Raw genomic sequence first — 13,028 nt, 5'->3', positions numbered from 1 at the left:
GAAATGCTCACTTATGGTCATGTTGTTGTTGACATGACCAATGCGAGAGGAGGGAGAATGCCATGCGCCACGAAGACGGAAGTGCCGGCGATGCCGATTACGGCCGGATCGGTCACTCCTACAGCGCCTGGCGTCAGCCCGATCCGCGCATCGCCGCCATGATCGCCGACGCGCTCGGGCCGGCGAGGACGGTGCTCAACGTCGGCGCCGGCGCCGGCTCCTACGAGCCGCTCGACCGCGAGGTCACCGCCGTCGAGCCATCGGCGTCGATGCGGGCGCAGCGGCCGGCACATCTCTCGCCCGCCGTCGACGCCACCGCCGAGCGCCTGCCGTTCGCCGACGACAGCTTCGACGCGGCCATGGCGAGCTTCACCATCCACCAGTGGGCGGACCTTGCCGCCGGCCTCAGGGAAGTGCGCCGCGTCACGCGCGGGCCGGTGGTCATCCTCACCTGCGATCCCCGGGAGGTCGAAGCCTTCTGGCTGAACGACTACGCGCCGACGGTGCTCGCCACCGAGGCGCGGCGCTACCCATCGTTCGAGCGGGTGGCCGAGGGCCTCGGCACGCCCATCGAACGCATCTCCGTGCCCATCCCCTTCGACTGCCGCGACGGCTTCAACGAGGCCTATTACGGCCGGCCGGAAACGCTGCTGGAGCCTTCGGCCCGCCTCTCCTGCTCGGCCTGGAGCTTCGTCACGCCCGACGAGGCCAACGCCGCCGTCGCCCGCCTCGCCGCCGACCTCAAGTCCGGCGCCTGGGACGAGAAATACGGCATGCTCCGCCAGGAGCCTATCTATCGCGGGTCGCTGTATCTGCTGGTGTCGGCAGGCAAGGCGAAGTGAAGGAGACCTATCCGTGCCACTCGATAAACAGTCAATGCTCCGCTTGCCCGAGATACGTGAGCCCCAAGAAACCGACGGGCTCCAATGGCTTCAGCAGGCTTGGAACGATGGCGTCAACAGCGGAGATTATGGCCCGCTGAACCTTGACGCCATCAGGGTTGAAGGCCGCAAGCGGCTGGCGGCAAAAACCTGATCACGCTTGAATCAAAGATCGACGTCCTCGACCGGCAGCAGCGTGTCGTCGATCTCCGGAAACTGGTCTGCCTCGGCGAGCGGCTGAAGCTCGGCGAGAACCTGTAGAAGCATCTCGTCGTCGCGATGGATCGGCACAGGGTCGCCCTCCTCTGCGTAGGCGTTCACTATACAGCCATCGGCACAGCAAGTTTAAGAGCTCCCCACCGGCTCCAGCGTGTAAAGGCTGACGTCGATGCGGCCCGTGCGGAAGCCCGCCTCGCAGTAGGCGAGGTAGTAGGACCACAGGCGCTTGAAGGCGGCGGAGTAGCCGAGTTCGGAAATCCTCGGCCAGGCCGCCTCGAAGTGCTGGCGCCAGTCGGCGAGCGTCCGGGCATAGGAGAGGCCGAAGTCGAGGCTTTCGGTCAGCGCAAAGCCCGCCTTGGCCGCCACCTCGGCGAAGATCGCCTTGCTCGGCAGCATGCCGCCGGGAAACACCATGGTCTGGATCATGTCGGGGTGCATGCGGTAGTGCTCGAAACGGTCGTCGGCGATGGTGATCACCTGCAACACCGCCCGCCCCTCGGGCTTCAGCACCTGCCGGAGCTTGTCGAAATAGCCGCGCCAGTAGGCCTCGCCCACCGCCTCGAACATCTCGATCGACACGACGCGGTCATACTGTCCCTCGACGTCGCGATAGTCGCAGAGCTCCAGCGACACCTGCCCGTCGATCCCCCGCGCCCGCATCTTCTGCTCGCCCACGGCAAGCTGGGCCGGCGACAGGGTGATGCCGCGCACCGATCGCGCCCCGGCGTCGGCGAGATAGGCGGCAAGGCCGCCCCAGCCGCAGCCGATCTCCAACACCGAGGGATCGCCGTCGAGGCCGAGCATGGCGGCGATGCGCTGCAGCTTGCGCCGCTGAGCGGCTTCCAGGTCGTCGCCCTCCTCGTAGAGTGCCGAGGAGTAGATCATCTCGCGGTCCAACCACTCGGCGAAGAAGGCGTTGCCGAGGTCGTAATGGGCCATGATGTTGCGGCGGCTGCCCGCCTTCGAGTTGCGCCGCATCAGCATCAGGAGCCGCTGCGCGAGCCGCACCGGCAAAGACGCCTTGGAAACGTCGGTCAGCTTGTCGAGGTTGTCGGCGCAGAGGGTCAGGAAGGCGACGAGATCGGGTGTGTCCCAGTCGCCGTCGACATAGGCCTCGGCAAAGCCGACGTCGCCGCCGGTCAGAAGCCGGCTCACCGCCCGCCAGCGCAGGATGTGCAGGTCGGCCACCGCGCCGGGCTCGCGCCCGGTGGCGGAAAGCTGCGTTCCGTCCGGCAGCGTCACCGACAGGCGCCCGCGCTCCACATGACCCAGCATGCGCTCCACCAGGGACACGCGCAGCCGGGCCGGCAGCGCCAGTCCGACGATCGAGGGGATGAGCGTTGAGATCGACAGCGACGTCATCCGGAAGACCTTTCCGTTGGATTGAAGCCCTTGGGGCCGCCACCGGGGCGGGAATGGAAGGGGATGCGCTTCAGCCACAGCTTCAGTGCCTCCCAGTGAATGCCGGCCACCACCTTCAGCGTCATCAGCGGGAAGCGGGCGAAAAGGCCGACAATGGCCCGGTCAGACAGCGTTGTCCGCGTCAGCGACATCGAGGCCGTCAGCATCAGGCCGTCGCGGTCGTGGTCCTCGATGGCGATGGTGAAGCGCTCGGCCGGCGGCTTGACGTGGAAGCGGTAGCGCATGTCCATCGGCAGGAAGGGCGAGACGTAGAAGTCCTTCTCCGCCGCCTGATGGATGGTGCCGACCGTCTCCGCCGCGACGTCGGCGGCGTAGTGGTGCATGCCGCCGAAGGTGTTGCGCACCTCGTAGACGATGGCGGCGAGGCGGCCGTCGGCGTTGCGGCAGAAATAGACGCTGAGCGGGTTGAAGACGAAGCCGAACAGGCGCGGCATGGCGATCAGCGTCACCTCGGCGCCGTCCCAGGCAAGGCCGCGCTCGCCGGCAAGGCGGCGGATGCGCGAGGCGAGCGTGCCCTCGCCCGCCGGTCCATGGTCCGCCTCGTGAAAGGACAGGAGGTTCCAGCGGTTCACCGACAGAAAGCGGCTCGTCCGCTGGAGTTCGTCCAGCCGATCGAGATCGGCATGCAGCATGTAGATGCCGTATTTCAGGCTGTGGCCGGCGGGTCTGAGGCGGCGGTGCAGAACGTCACCGGAATAGAGCGCGGGGGTCATTCGGCCTTGCCCCAGACGTCCGGACCGAGATGGATGCGGCCGGATTCATTGGCAACCGACCACGGCCGGCGCACCCGACCCATCGCCTCGGCGGCGGCGAGCCCGGCCTGCAGGCCGTCCTCGTGGAAGCCGGCCCCGAAATAGGCACCGGCGAACCAGACGTTGCCGACGCCCTGAAGGCTCCAGAGCTGCCGCTGCGCCTCGATGGCCGGCTGGTCGAACAGCGGATGCTCGTAGGTGAAATGGCTGTAGACGCGGTCGAGACGCGGCTCGACGAGCGGATTCAGCGTCACGAACAGCGGCACCGACGGGTCGAGGTGCTGCAGCCGGTTCATCCAGTAGGTGACCGACGGGCCGGACGACCGGTCGCGGGTGGCGAGATAGTTCCAGGCAGCCCAGGCCTTCCGCCGCCGGGGCATCAGCCGCTCGTCGCCGTGCAGCACCGCGTGGTTGCGGCTGTAGCGGAAGGCGCCGAGCAGGTGGCGCTCCGCATCGGTCGGCGCCTTGATCACCTCGAGCGCCTGATCGGCATGGCAGGCGACCAGCACCTTGTCGAACCGGCGCTGGCTGAGGCCGTCCTCGATCACCACGCCGGCCGCCGACCGTTCGACGATCTTGACGCAGCGGCCGATCATCACGCCCGCCGCCAGCGGTTCGGCGAGTCGGGCGACATAGGAGCGGCTGCCGCCCTTCACCGTGCGCCACAGCGGCCGGCCGCTGAGCTGCAGGAGGCCGTGGTTGTCGCAAAAGCGGATGAAGGCCTCGGCCGGATAGGCGCCCACCTCGGTGGCCGGCGTCGACCAGATGGCCGCCGCCATCGGGTAGAGGTGATCCTCGCGGAAGGCGCGGCCGTAGCGGTTGTCGTCGAGATAGTCGGCGAGCGTCACACCCTCGAGCCGGCCGAGGTCGCGTGGCGCCTGCCGGTAGAAGCGCAGGAGGTCGGCCATCATGGCGTAGAAGCGCGGCCGCGCCAGATTGGACGGCTGGGCCAGCAGGCCGGCAAGATTGGAACCGGCATATTCGAGGCGCCCGCCATCCATCGACACGGCGAAAGACATCTCGGTCGCCTCGGTCGCGACGCCGAGATGGGCGAACAGCGCCGTGAGGTTGGGATAAGTCGTCTCGTTGTAGACGATGAAGCCGGTGTCGACGGGGATCGACGCGCCACTCGTCGGCGCCAGCACGGTGTTGCTGTGGCCGCCGAGCCGCCGGTCGGTCTCGTAGAGGGTCACGTCGTGGCGGCTCGACAGCAGCCAGGCCGCCGACAGGCCGGAGATGCCCGACCCGATCACCGCGATCTCCAACCGCTTGTCGGCTTCCTTGGTCGCCTCGCTCATGTGAACTCCGCTTGCCGCTGAAATTGCTGTACGTTCCATTCTACGATGGTCCTCCCGTAAAGGATCACCGGTCGGTCAGCGATTTTGGTCGTAATTCGGTGGCGCCCCGGTGATCCGTCGGTCCGGGGCAAGCGTAGAAGAGGCATGAGACGTGAACGGGCGAACTCTTTTCTCCTCACAGCAACTGCCGAACGGACGGTCAGTTCCGTGAGACCGGCCGATGCGACGCTTGAACCGCTCGATGGCAGGGAGGCGGCGCGCCTTGTCGCGGCCATCGCCCGCGACGGCGACCGGCAGGCCTTTGCCCGGCTGTTCGCCTTCTACGCGCCCCGTCTCAAGACCTTTCTCGTCCGCCAGGGCTTCGGCGCCAGCGACTGCGACGACCTGATCCAGGACACCATGCTGGCCGTCTGGCGCAAGGCCGGGCTGTTCGACGCCGAGGCCGGCGCCGTCTCCACCTGGATCTTCACCATCTGCCGCAACCTCGGCATCGACCGCCGCCGCCGGCTGGCCCGCCGCCTTCAGGACGACGAGCCGGTGAGCGAGATCGACCCCAGCCCGTCGGCCGAGGGCGAGATCATCACCCGCGAGGAGGAAACGCGGGTCCGCCGCGCCCTCCAGCACCTGCCGGCCGAACAGGCCGAGGTGATCGCCCTGTCCTTCTTTTCCCAATCGCCGCAGACCGAAATCGCGAGAGCGCTCGGCATACCGCTCGGCACCGTCAAGTCGCGCGTCCGCCTCGCCATGAACCGCCTGCGCCACCTGCTCGACGAAACGTCATGACCATGAGCCGCCACCCAAGCCCCGAACTCATGGCCCGCTACGTGGCCGGAACGCTGTCGCCCGCCGCCGCGCTGGTGGTGGAAAGCCACCTCGCCCTCTGCGACGACTGCGCCGCCAGCCATCGCGACATGCTGGCGGTGGCCGGCGTGCTCCTCGAACGCCAGTCGCCGTCCGAACTCGACGCCCGCCTGTTCGAGCGGACGCTGGCCCGCCTCGACGAAAAGCGTCCCGTCGCCGCGCCATCCCCGGCGCGACGCCCGGCGCGCGACCTCGGCATCCGCCTGCCCGCCCCGATCGCCGACCGGGCGACGTCCGGCTGGCGCTGGATGGGGCCGGGCATGGCCTACGCCCGCCTCGACGTACCGGAGGACCGTACGACCCAGCTGGTGCTTCTGAAGATCGCCGCCAACCGACGCATGCCCACCCACGGCCACTCCGGCGAGGAACTGACGCTGGTGCTGCAAGGCGCCTTCGAGGACGAGCACGGGCGCTGCGCCGTCGGCGACCTTGCCGAGGAGGACGACGACACGCACCACACGCCCGTCGTCACCGGCGAGGAGACCTGCATCTGCCTCGCCTCCATCGAGGGGCGGCTCCGGCCGCACGGCCTGATCGGCCGCCTCGTCAGCCCACTCATAGGTCTCTAGCCATGCTGAACGGCGCCGTCCTCTCCCTGTTGATCCTGGTGGTGGCGATGGGGGCGGCGGCCGTCATCGCCGAGCGCACGCGCCGGTCGGGTTTCATCGACGGCATCTGGGCGCTGTCGACCGGCGTCGCCACTCTGGCGCTGATCCTCACGCTGTCCGTCCCGGTCGAACGGCCGCTCATCGTCGCGGCGCTGGTCGCGGTTTGGGCCGTCCGGCTCGGCCGTCATCTCGTCACCCGCACGCTCAAGGGCGGCGGCGCCGACGATCCGCGTTACGCCGCGCTCCGTCGCGAGTGGGGCGACGCGGCGCCGCGCAAGCTGTTCATGTTCCTGCAAATGCAGGCCATCGCCGGCTGGCTTCTGGCGATCTCGGCGGCCGCCGCCGCGTCCCGGCCCGGTCCGCTCGGCTGGCAAGACCTTCTCGGGCTTGCCATCGTCGTGGCGGCGCTCGCGGGTGAATGGAGCGCCGACCGCACGCTTGCCGCCTTCCGGCACGACCGGCCGGGCGAGATCTGCGATCGCGGTCTATGGGGCTGGTCGCGCCACCCGAACTATTTCTTCGAGTGGCTGTTCTGGGTCGGCCTCGCGGTCCTCGGCCTCTCCGGCTTCGACTGGCGGACCGCGCTGGTTCTGGTCGCGCCGGTCTCCATCTACTGGCTGCTGGTCCACGTGTCAGGCATTCCGCCGCTTGAGCGCCACATGGTGGAAAGCCGGGGCGAGGCGTTCCGCGCCTATCAGCGGCGCGTCCCGGCCTTCTTTCCCCGGCCGCCGAGATCCGATCAGGCCGACAGCCAGCGCGACAGCGCCAGATAGCTGATGGTGGCGGCAAGGCCGCTGGCGATGGTTCCCCAGGCGATGTCGACGAGGGTCACCGTCAGAGGCCAGCCGCGCAGCGTCGCCTGATTGGTGAGGTCGTAGGTGGAATAGGCGACGAAGCCCAGCGCCGCGCCGGCGATGAGCGCCGTCGACCACTTGCCCGAGGCCAGCGCCGGCTGGATGGCGAAATAGGCGAGACCTCCGGCGTAGATCAGATAGAAGATCGCCGCCGGCAACGGCTGGAAGGGATCGGCGACGAGGTCGCCCATGGCCGGCTTGTAGAGGCGCGGCACCATGGCGCCGAGCCAGATGGCGTCGAGAACGAGAAAGCTGATCAATCCGGATGCGTAGATGGCGATGGCGTGCATGACGACCTCCGTTGTGTCCGCCTTGATACGTTCGAGGTCGCGCTTCAGATCATATGCGGTTTCAGCTTAAGCCCGACCCCGGCTCGGCCAGCTTGCGATGGCGGCGGGCCAAAGTTTCCGGCGACATGAAGCCGGCCATCGCCGTCTGCAGCTTGTTGCTCCAGCCGGTGACGATGTCGGCCTCGCCCGCCATCAACGCCCGGTAGCCGGCGTGCGCCACATAGCCCGCGTCGTCCTTCTCGCCCTGGCCCATCTCGGTGTCCATGAGGTTGGCGCGCTCGAAGAACTCGGTCTCCGTCGGCCCAGGCATCAGCACCGTCACGTGGACGCCGGTGTCGGTCAGCTCCTCGCGCAGCGCGTAGGCGAAGCTGTCCACGAAGGCCTTGGTGCCGTTGTAGACCGCCTGGAAGGCGCCCGGCATGTAGCCGGCGATCGAGCCGGTGAACAGGATGCGGCCGAAGCCCTGCTCGCGCATCTGCCGGCCGACCCGGTGGACGAGGTCCAGCGTGCCCATGACGTTGGTCTCCACCACCCGGCGGATGTCGTCGAACGACTGGTCGAGGAAGCCATGGCCGAGGCCGCGTCCGGCGTTGGCCATCAGCAGCTCCACCGGACGGCCGTCGTCCGAGATGACGTCGACCAGCCGGGCGATGCCCTCGGGCGTCGAGAGATCCGCCTCGACCGCACGAATGGAGACGCCATACTCGCCGAGAAGATCGGCGGCATCATGGATTTCCGGTTCGTCGGCAGCGATGACGAGGTCATAGCCGTCGGCGGCAGCGCAACGGGCGAGTTCGAAACCGATGCCGGTCGAGGCGCCGGTGATCACCGCGATGCCGCGGTCGGGATACATCTGGCCCATGGAAACCTCCTCGGTTCTCCTGCCCGGCCGGCCAGCCGGCGAGCGTGTCGGGAGGAAACCCTGCGCGGGCGACGATGTTCCCGAAAGGCCGGGCGGGTGCCGGCGGGAACAATCGGCCATACGGCCGGTTGACCTCGCGCGGCCGGCGATGCCGGTCCGCTCCAGACACTCCCCCGGCATTCCCAAGGAGGCCGTCATGAACGACAACGGCAAGAACACCGAGCATCGCGAGCAGGACCCGGTGGAAGGCGCGCGCGACATCGTCGACCGCGAGCTGAAGCGGCAGGACGACGAAGCCGGACGGCGAGCCGCGGCCGGCAAGCCGATCGACCCGACGCCGCTGCCGCTCGAAGAGCGCCCGCAGATCAACCAGAAGAAATGACCGATTCCCCCCGCGACTGGATGCGGCCCGGATCGTTGCGCTCCGGGCCGGTCGCGCTCAGGCCGTCATGTCGCGGCTGAGCTCATCAAGACAGGCCCTGAGTTCCTCGAACCGCGACGACACCTGGGTCGCCCCTCCGAGAAGCTGGCGCGCCGTGGTCAGCGAGAAGGCCAGGATGTAGCGATCCTTCTCGCTCATCTGCACGTGTTCGCGGGAGAAGTCGGCGAGCGTGCTGATCTCAGGCGAAGTGGTCGAGTCGGCTTCCAGGAGCTTCAGACGATTGATGAGAATGCTCGGCCGCGCCACCTCGGTCTGTTCCGAGGTGAGATGCAGCTTGTAGCGGTATTTTCGCTCGTTGGTGAGCCGTCCCATCAATGCGCTCCACTGGTGTCGATCGGACCCTTCGGCTTGGGCGCCAGCCAGGGCAGCATGGCGGCGAAGACGAAGACCACGGTAATGATCGCGAACATGTCGAGCGTGGCAAGTAACACGCTCTGCTGCTCGACGATACGGCTGAGGCTGGCAACCGCCACCTCGTGCGAGGCGCCCCCTTCCATCATGCCGGCGATCGTCCTGTCGCCGTTCTGCATGGCGCTGACCAGTTCGGTCTGGTTGACGCGCGCCGAGTTCGCCCATCCCGTCTGGACCAGCGAGGTGGCGAAGGCGCCCGCCAGCGTGCGCATGAAGTTGGAGAGGCCGGCGGCGTTGGCCTGTTCCTCGGGAGCGACGCTGGCGATGGCAAGGCCGGTGACGGGCACGAAGAACATCACCATGAACGGCCCGGTGAGCAGCGTTGGCCAGGCCATCTGCAGGAACGTCACGTCCGAGTTGAAGGTCATGCGCCAGGCCGTCATCGCCCCGAGGCCGAGGATGCCGATCGACAGGATGGCGCGGGGATCGAACCTCTCGGTGGCCTTGCCGACGATCGGCGCCGACACGAAGGCCAGGAGCCCCATGATGCCGGTGGCATACCCCGCCCAGGTGGCGGTGTAGCCCATGTTCTGCTGCAGCCACAGCGGCAGGATGACGATCGAGGCGAAGAAGGCCGCGAATCCCCCGGCGAAGGTGACCGCCGCCGCCGTGAAACCGCGATGGCGGAAGATCCTGAGATCGACGATCGGCTGCGCCTCGGTGAGCTCGTAGATGACGAAGGCGAGGAAGCCGACCGCCGCGACCACGGCGAGCACAAGGATTTCGGTGGAAGCGAACCAGTCGTGATTGCGCCCCTCGTCGAGCACGATCTGAAGGGCGGCGACCCACAGCACGAGGAGAGCGAGGCCGATGGCGTCGATGCGCGCCTTGCCGGTCGGGTCGGGCTGCCCCATCGTCGCCAGAATCACGACGATGCCGCCGAGAATGGCAATCGGCACCTTCATGAAGAAGATCCACTGCCAGCCGGCGCCGTCGCAGATGATGCCGCCGAGGATGGGGCCGGCGATCGGGCCGATCAGCGTCGTCATCGCCCAGATGACAGAGGCGATGGTGGCCTGCTTGGGCGGGAAGATCCGCATCAGCAGCATCTGCGACAGCGGCATGATCGGGCCGCCGAACAGGCCGAGCAGCACGCGCCCGCCGATCAGCATGCCTAGGGATTGCGACAGGCCGCACAGCAGCGAAATGGCGGCGAAGGCGAAATAGCAGGTCAGGAAGACGCGCATCGCCCCGAAGCGCCGGCTGAGCCAGCCGGTCAGCGGCACGGTGATCGCCTCCGCCACCGCGTAGGAGGTGATCACCCACGAGCCCTGCGACACGGAAACGCCGACCGAGCCGGCGATCGTCGGCACCGACACGTTGGCGATGGTGCTGTCGAGCACCACCAGGAAGTTGCCGGTGCCGATGGCCAGGGCGGCGACCATCAGCCGGGCGCCCGTCAGCGGGGCGGCGGTTTGCAGGGCGGGCGCGGTCATGGCGTCACTCGGCGATCGCGATGTCGGCGGTCATCGACAGGCCGACCTGCAACGGATGGGCCGCCAGTTCCGCCGGATCGAGCGCGATGCGCACCGGCAGGCGCTGCACCACCTTGATCCAGTTGCCGGTGGCGTTCTGGGCCGGCACCACCGAGAAGGCGGCGCCGGTGCCGCCGGAGAAGCCCACCACCGTGCCGGTGAACGGCACGTCGCTGCCGTAGAGGTCGGAGGTGAGCGTCACCGTCTGGCCGGGCTTGACGTGGGCGAGCTGCACTTCCTTGTAGTTGGCGTCGACATAGGCGGCCTGAAGCGGCACCACCACCATCAGCGTCATGCCCGGCTGGACGCGCTGGCCCACCTGAACCTGACGGCGGGAGATGACGCCGTCGACCGGCGCCCGCATCACCGTGCGGTCGAGATTGACCTGGGCCTGATCGCGCGCCGAGCGGGCGGCCAGCACCTCCGGATTGTCGTCGATGCCGACGCCGGAGATCATGGCGGCGTTGGCCTCCTTGGCGGCCACGGCGGCGTCATGGGCGGCGTCGGCGCCGGCCGCGCCGGCCCGCGCCGACGACAGGCTGGCCTCGGCGGTTTTCAGCAAGGTCTCGACGGCAGTGATCTCGTCGCCCGACACCGAGCCGTTGCCGGCCAGCGTCTTGCGGCGGTCGAGGTCGATCCTGGCCTTGGCGTATCCCGCTTCGGCGGAGGCGAGCTGGGCCGCCGCCTGCGCCTGATCGGCCTCACGCCCGACGATCTGGGCCGCCAGCCCCTTGTCGTTGGCGACCAGCGCCGTCACGCGGCGGATGGCGTTCTGATAGGCCGCCTCGGCCATGGCGAGCGCCAGCTTGGCGTCGGTGTCGTCGAGGCGAACGAGCACATCGCCCTTCCTCACCATTTCCGTGTCGCTGGCGAGAACCTCGACCACCGGCGCCGCCACCAGCGGCGTGATCTGGGCCACGTCGGCGCCGACATAGGCGTTGTCGGTGATGGCGTGCCTCGACGCATAGAGCGTGTCATAGGCGTAGTAGGCGCCGCCCGAGGCCGCCACGGCCAGGATGAGGCCGAGAAACAGCGGGCCGCGCTTCTTGGGGTTGACGGCGGCCTTGGCGGCCAGCGGGCTCTCCTCGGCGTCGAGGTCGATCTTGCTCATGTCGTTCACGACTGCTTCTCCGTGCTGCGGAACCCGCCGCCGAGGGCGCGGACCATCGCGATATCAAGGGTAAAGGCGCGGGCCTGCAGGGCGGCCGTGGCGCGGCGGGCGCCGATCAGCGCGTCTTCGGCCGTCAGCACTTCGAGATAGGTGGCAAGGCCGCCGTTGTAGCGGTCGCTGACGACGCGCCACGCCTTCTCGGCGGCGGCCGCCGAACGTCGGGTATTGGCAAGCTGGCTGGCAAGCTGGCGTTTGCTCACCACGGCATCCGCCACCTGGCGCAGGGCCTCCGTCAGCGTCCTGTCGTAGCCGGCGACGGCGATCTCATATTGCGACACGGCGCTGCGTTCGCCGGCCCGGAGGCGGCCTCCGTCGAAGATCGGCAGCGAGACGGCCGGGCCGACCGAACCGAGCGTCGAGCCGGGGTCGGCGAGCATGTTGAGGCCGAGCGCCTGCTTGCCGATCATCGCGGCGAGGTTGACGTTGGGATAGTAGGCGGCCTTGGCGGCGTCGATATCCTTGAGGCCGGCCTCGGCGGTGGCGCGGGCGGCCACGATATCCGGGCGTCGGCCGAGAAGATCCGCCGGCAGGCTCTGAGGAACGCCGGTGAAACGGCCACCCCTTACCTTGGGGCGGGCGATGGCGAGGCCGCGATCCGGCCCGGCGCCGACGAGAGCGGCAAGCTGGTTCCGCGCAAGGCCGATCTGTTCGTCGACCTGGGCCAGCTCGGCCTCGGCGGAAGCCTCCGCCGCGCGGGAGCGCTCCAGCGCCCCTTCGTTTTCGAGCCCCTTGCCATAGCGGTCGCTCATCAGCGACAGCGTCTGCTTGCGCACGCCGATGGCGCTGACCACGCTGTCGCGGTCGGCGTGCAGCGCGGCGAGGCGGCCATAGGCATCGGCGATGCCGGTGGACAACGCGAGGCGCGTGGCGGCGGCCTCGCCCTCGGCGGCGGCGACCCTACCCCTGGCAGCGGCCAGTTGCGCCCGGTTCTTGCCCCAGAAGTCGATTTCCCAGTCGAGGGATAGCGTCCCCATGCCGGCGTCGTTCCACCCCTTGGGGGCGAAGTCCTTTCCGATCAGGTAGTTGTAGGACTGCTTCTCGCTGTCGGCCTTGGCCGATGCGCCGACGGTGGGCAGCAGCGAGGCGCCCGACACGGCGACGCCGGCCTGGGCCAGCGCCACCCGCGCCTCGGCGATCCGCATGTCGGAGGCACCCGTTAGCCCCTCGCCGATCAGGGTGGCGAGCTGCGGGTCGCCATAGGCCGTCCACCAGTCGTCCGCCGGCCACGCCGCATCCTTGGCGGGCGCAAGACTCCTGTCCGACGCATAGGCATCCATCGGCTTGACGGACGACAGCGCGGCGTTCTCGGGCAGCATGGCGCATCCGCCATAAAGCGCTGATATGAATAGAAGAAAGCTGGCGGAATAGCCTGTTTTGACGATGCTGGAACGCATGCGGCACCTTTATAACCGTACGGTACGGTTTAGTTATAAAAGCCACTTGCGACGGTCAAGTGCGAAACCTACCCTGCCGATCACAAAC

The 13,028-nt window shown here is 68.3% G+C and carries 16 protein-coding genes; 6 read left to right on the top strand and 10 right to left on the bottom strand.

The features are described 5' to 3' along the window. Positions 1-62 precede the first annotated feature (62 nt). Positions 63-842, top strand: coding sequence for a class I SAM-dependent methyltransferase (locus tag QQZ18_RS22305; RefSeq protein WP_284543199.1), 780 nt, complete (start codon positions 63-65; stop codon positions 840-842). Between the two features lie 13 nt (positions 843-855). Then, complete coding sequence (locus tag QQZ18_RS22300; protein ID WP_284543198.1) at positions 856-1,035, top strand: hypothetical protein; 180 nt, start codon at positions 856-858, stop codon at positions 1,033-1,035. 11 nt (positions 1,036-1,046) lie between these two features. Here QQZ18_RS22300 and QQZ18_RS22295 read toward each other — a convergent pair whose 3' ends face one another. Genes QQZ18_RS22295 through QQZ18_RS22280 form a run of 4 tightly spaced genes read right to left on the bottom strand, consistent with a single transcriptional unit; the run spans position 1,047 to position 4,572 of the window. Next, positions 1,047-1,202 carry a hypothetical protein gene (locus tag QQZ18_RS22295; RefSeq protein ID WP_284543197.1) on the bottom strand — a complete coding sequence of 52 codons (156 nt, stop codon included), beginning with the start codon at positions 1,200-1,202 and terminating at the stop codon, positions 1,047-1,049. A gap of 24 nt (positions 1,203-1,226) precedes the next feature. Beyond that, a complete protein-coding gene (locus QQZ18_RS22290; RefSeq protein WP_284543196.1) occupies positions 1,227-2,462 on the bottom strand; it encodes an SAM-dependent methyltransferase in 1,236 nt (411 codons plus the stop codon). Beyond that, positions 2,459-3,235, bottom strand: a complete 777-nt coding sequence (locus tag QQZ18_RS22285; RefSeq protein ID WP_284543195.1) for a DUF1365 domain-containing protein — start codon at positions 3,233-3,235, stop codon at positions 2,459-2,461. The genes QQZ18_RS22290 and QQZ18_RS22285 overlap by 4 nt, the downstream gene beginning before the upstream one ends. Further along, positions 3,232-4,572: an NAD(P)/FAD-dependent oxidoreductase gene (locus QQZ18_RS22280; RefSeq protein WP_284543194.1), complete on the bottom strand. Its 1,341-nt coding sequence runs from the start codon at positions 4,570-4,572 to the stop codon at positions 3,232-3,234. The genes QQZ18_RS22285 and QQZ18_RS22280 overlap by 4 nt, the downstream gene beginning before the upstream one ends. 207 nt (positions 4,573-4,779) lie before the next feature. On the opposite strand from QQZ18_RS22280, the gene QQZ18_RS22275 reads away from it, so the two are divergent. From QQZ18_RS22275 to QQZ18_RS22265, 3 genes are read left to right on the top strand one after another with little or no spacing between them, the layout of a single operon-like run. Continuing rightward, positions 4,780-5,355 carry a sigma-70 family RNA polymerase sigma factor gene (locus tag QQZ18_RS22275; RefSeq protein WP_284543193.1) on the top strand — a complete coding sequence of 192 codons (576 nt, stop codon included), beginning with the start codon at positions 4,780-4,782 and terminating at the stop codon, positions 5,353-5,355. Next, on the top strand, positions 5,352-6,002 hold the full coding sequence (locus QQZ18_RS22270) for a ChrR family anti-sigma-E factor (RefSeq protein WP_284543192.1): 651 nt from the start codon (positions 5,352-5,354) through the stop codon (positions 6,000-6,002). Before QQZ18_RS22275 ends, QQZ18_RS22270 begins: the two co-directional genes overlap by 4 nt. Positions 6,003-6,004: 2 nt before the next feature. Continuing rightward, entirely contained in the window at positions 6,005-6,814 is an 810-nt protein-coding gene (locus QQZ18_RS22265; RefSeq protein WP_284543191.1) for a DUF1295 domain-containing protein, read from the top strand. Here the strand turns inward: QQZ18_RS22265 and QQZ18_RS22260 are convergent. Together QQZ18_RS22260 and QQZ18_RS22255 are read right to left on the bottom strand one after the other, a co-directional pair. Next, positions 6,781-7,185 carry a DUF2177 family protein gene (locus QQZ18_RS22260; protein WP_284543190.1) on the bottom strand — a complete coding sequence of 135 codons (405 nt, stop codon included), beginning with the start codon at positions 7,183-7,185 and terminating at the stop codon, positions 6,781-6,783. The genes QQZ18_RS22265 and QQZ18_RS22260 overlap by 34 nt on opposite strands. A gap of 61 nt (positions 7,186-7,246) precedes the next feature. Then, entirely contained in the window at positions 7,247-8,047 is an 801-nt protein-coding gene (locus QQZ18_RS22255) for an SDR family NAD(P)-dependent oxidoreductase (protein WP_284543189.1), read from the bottom strand. 196 nt (positions 8,048-8,243) lie between these two features. Here QQZ18_RS22255 and QQZ18_RS22250 point away from each other — a divergent pair, with 196 nt between their 5' ends. Beyond that, positions 8,244-8,429, top strand: coding sequence for a hypothetical protein (locus tag QQZ18_RS22250; RefSeq protein ID WP_284543188.1), 186 nt, complete (start codon positions 8,244-8,246; stop codon positions 8,427-8,429). A 57-nt stretch (positions 8,430-8,486) separates the two neighbouring features. On the opposite strand, the gene QQZ18_RS22245 is transcribed toward QQZ18_RS22250, so the two are convergent. From QQZ18_RS22245 to QQZ18_RS22230, 4 genes are read right to left on the bottom strand one after another with little or no spacing between them, the layout of a single operon-like run. Next, the gene (locus tag QQZ18_RS22245) at positions 8,487-8,801 is read right to left on the bottom strand and encodes a hypothetical protein (RefSeq protein ID WP_284543187.1); all 315 of its coding nucleotides are present in this window, start codon (positions 8,799-8,801) and stop codon (positions 8,487-8,489) included. After that, positions 8,801-10,336 (bottom strand): DHA2 family efflux MFS transporter permease subunit, encoded by a 1,536-nt coding sequence (locus QQZ18_RS22240; protein ID WP_284543186.1) that lies wholly within the window; start codon positions 10,334-10,336, stop codon positions 8,801-8,803. The genes QQZ18_RS22245 and QQZ18_RS22240 overlap by 1 nt, the downstream gene beginning before the upstream one ends. 4 nt (positions 10,337-10,340) lie before the next feature. Further along, entirely contained in the window at positions 10,341-11,486 is a 1,146-nt protein-coding gene (locus tag QQZ18_RS22235) for an HlyD family secretion protein (RefSeq protein WP_284543298.1), read from the bottom strand. A 5-nt stretch (positions 11,487-11,491) separates the two neighbouring features. After that, positions 11,492-12,940 carry an efflux transporter outer membrane subunit gene (locus QQZ18_RS22230; protein WP_284543185.1) on the bottom strand — a complete coding sequence of 483 codons (1,449 nt, stop codon included), beginning with the start codon at positions 12,938-12,940 and terminating at the stop codon, positions 11,492-11,494. Between the last annotated feature and the right edge of the window lie 88 nt (positions 12,941-13,028).

The sequence above is a fragment of the Pleomorphomonas sp. T1.2MG-36 genome (assembly GCF_950100655.1).
Lineage (GTDB): Bacteria > Pseudomonadota > Alphaproteobacteria > Rhizobiales > Pleomorphomonadaceae > Pleomorphomonas.
The sequence above is the reverse complement of the archived record's forward strand: the minus strand, read 5'-3'. Positions and strand labels throughout refer to the sequence as shown.

Coding starts and splice junctions, on each gene's coding strand:
- QQZ18_RS22270 (WP_284543192.1), top strand. CDS start 5,352: ATGACCATGAGCCGCCACCCAAGCCCCGAACTCATGGCCCGCTACGTG.
- QQZ18_RS22240 (WP_284543186.1), bottom strand. CDS start 10,336: ATGACCGCGCCCGCCCTGCAAACCGCCGCCCCGCTGACGGGCGCCCGG.
- QQZ18_RS22265 (WP_284543191.1), top strand. CDS start 6,005: ATGCTGAACGGCGCCGTCCTCTCCCTGTTGATCCTGGTGGTGGCGATG.
- QQZ18_RS22230 (WP_284543185.1), bottom strand. CDS start 12,940: ATGCGTTCCAGCATCGTCAAAACAGGCTATTCCGCCAGCTTTCTTCTA.
- QQZ18_RS22290 (WP_284543196.1), bottom strand. CDS start 2,462: ATGACGTCGCTGTCGATCTCAACGCTCATCCCCTCGATCGTCGGACTG.
- QQZ18_RS22305 (WP_284543199.1), top strand. CDS start 63: ATGCGCCACGAAGACGGAAGTGCCGGCGATGCCGATTACGGCCGGATC.
- QQZ18_RS22245 (WP_284543187.1), bottom strand. CDS start 8,801: ATGGGACGGCTCACCAACGAGCGAAAATACCGCTACAAGCTGCATCTC.
- QQZ18_RS22280 (WP_284543194.1), bottom strand. CDS start 4,572: ATGAGCGAGGCGACCAAGGAAGCCGACAAGCGGTTGGAGATCGCGGTG.
- QQZ18_RS22260 (WP_284543190.1), bottom strand. CDS start 7,185: ATGCACGCCATCGCCATCTACGCATCCGGATTGATCAGCTTTCTCGTT.
- QQZ18_RS22285 (WP_284543195.1), bottom strand. CDS start 3,235: ATGACCCCCGCGCTCTATTCCGGTGACGTTCTGCACCGCCGCCTCAGA.
- QQZ18_RS22250 (WP_284543188.1), top strand. CDS start 8,244: ATGAACGACAACGGCAAGAACACCGAGCATCGCGAGCAGGACCCGGTG.
- QQZ18_RS22255 (WP_284543189.1), bottom strand. CDS start 8,047: ATGGGCCAGATGTATCCCGACCGCGGCATCGCGGTGATCACCGGCGCC.
- QQZ18_RS22235 (WP_284543298.1), bottom strand. CDS start 11,486: ATGAGCAAGATCGACCTCGACGCCGAGGAGAGCCCGCTGGCCGCCAAG.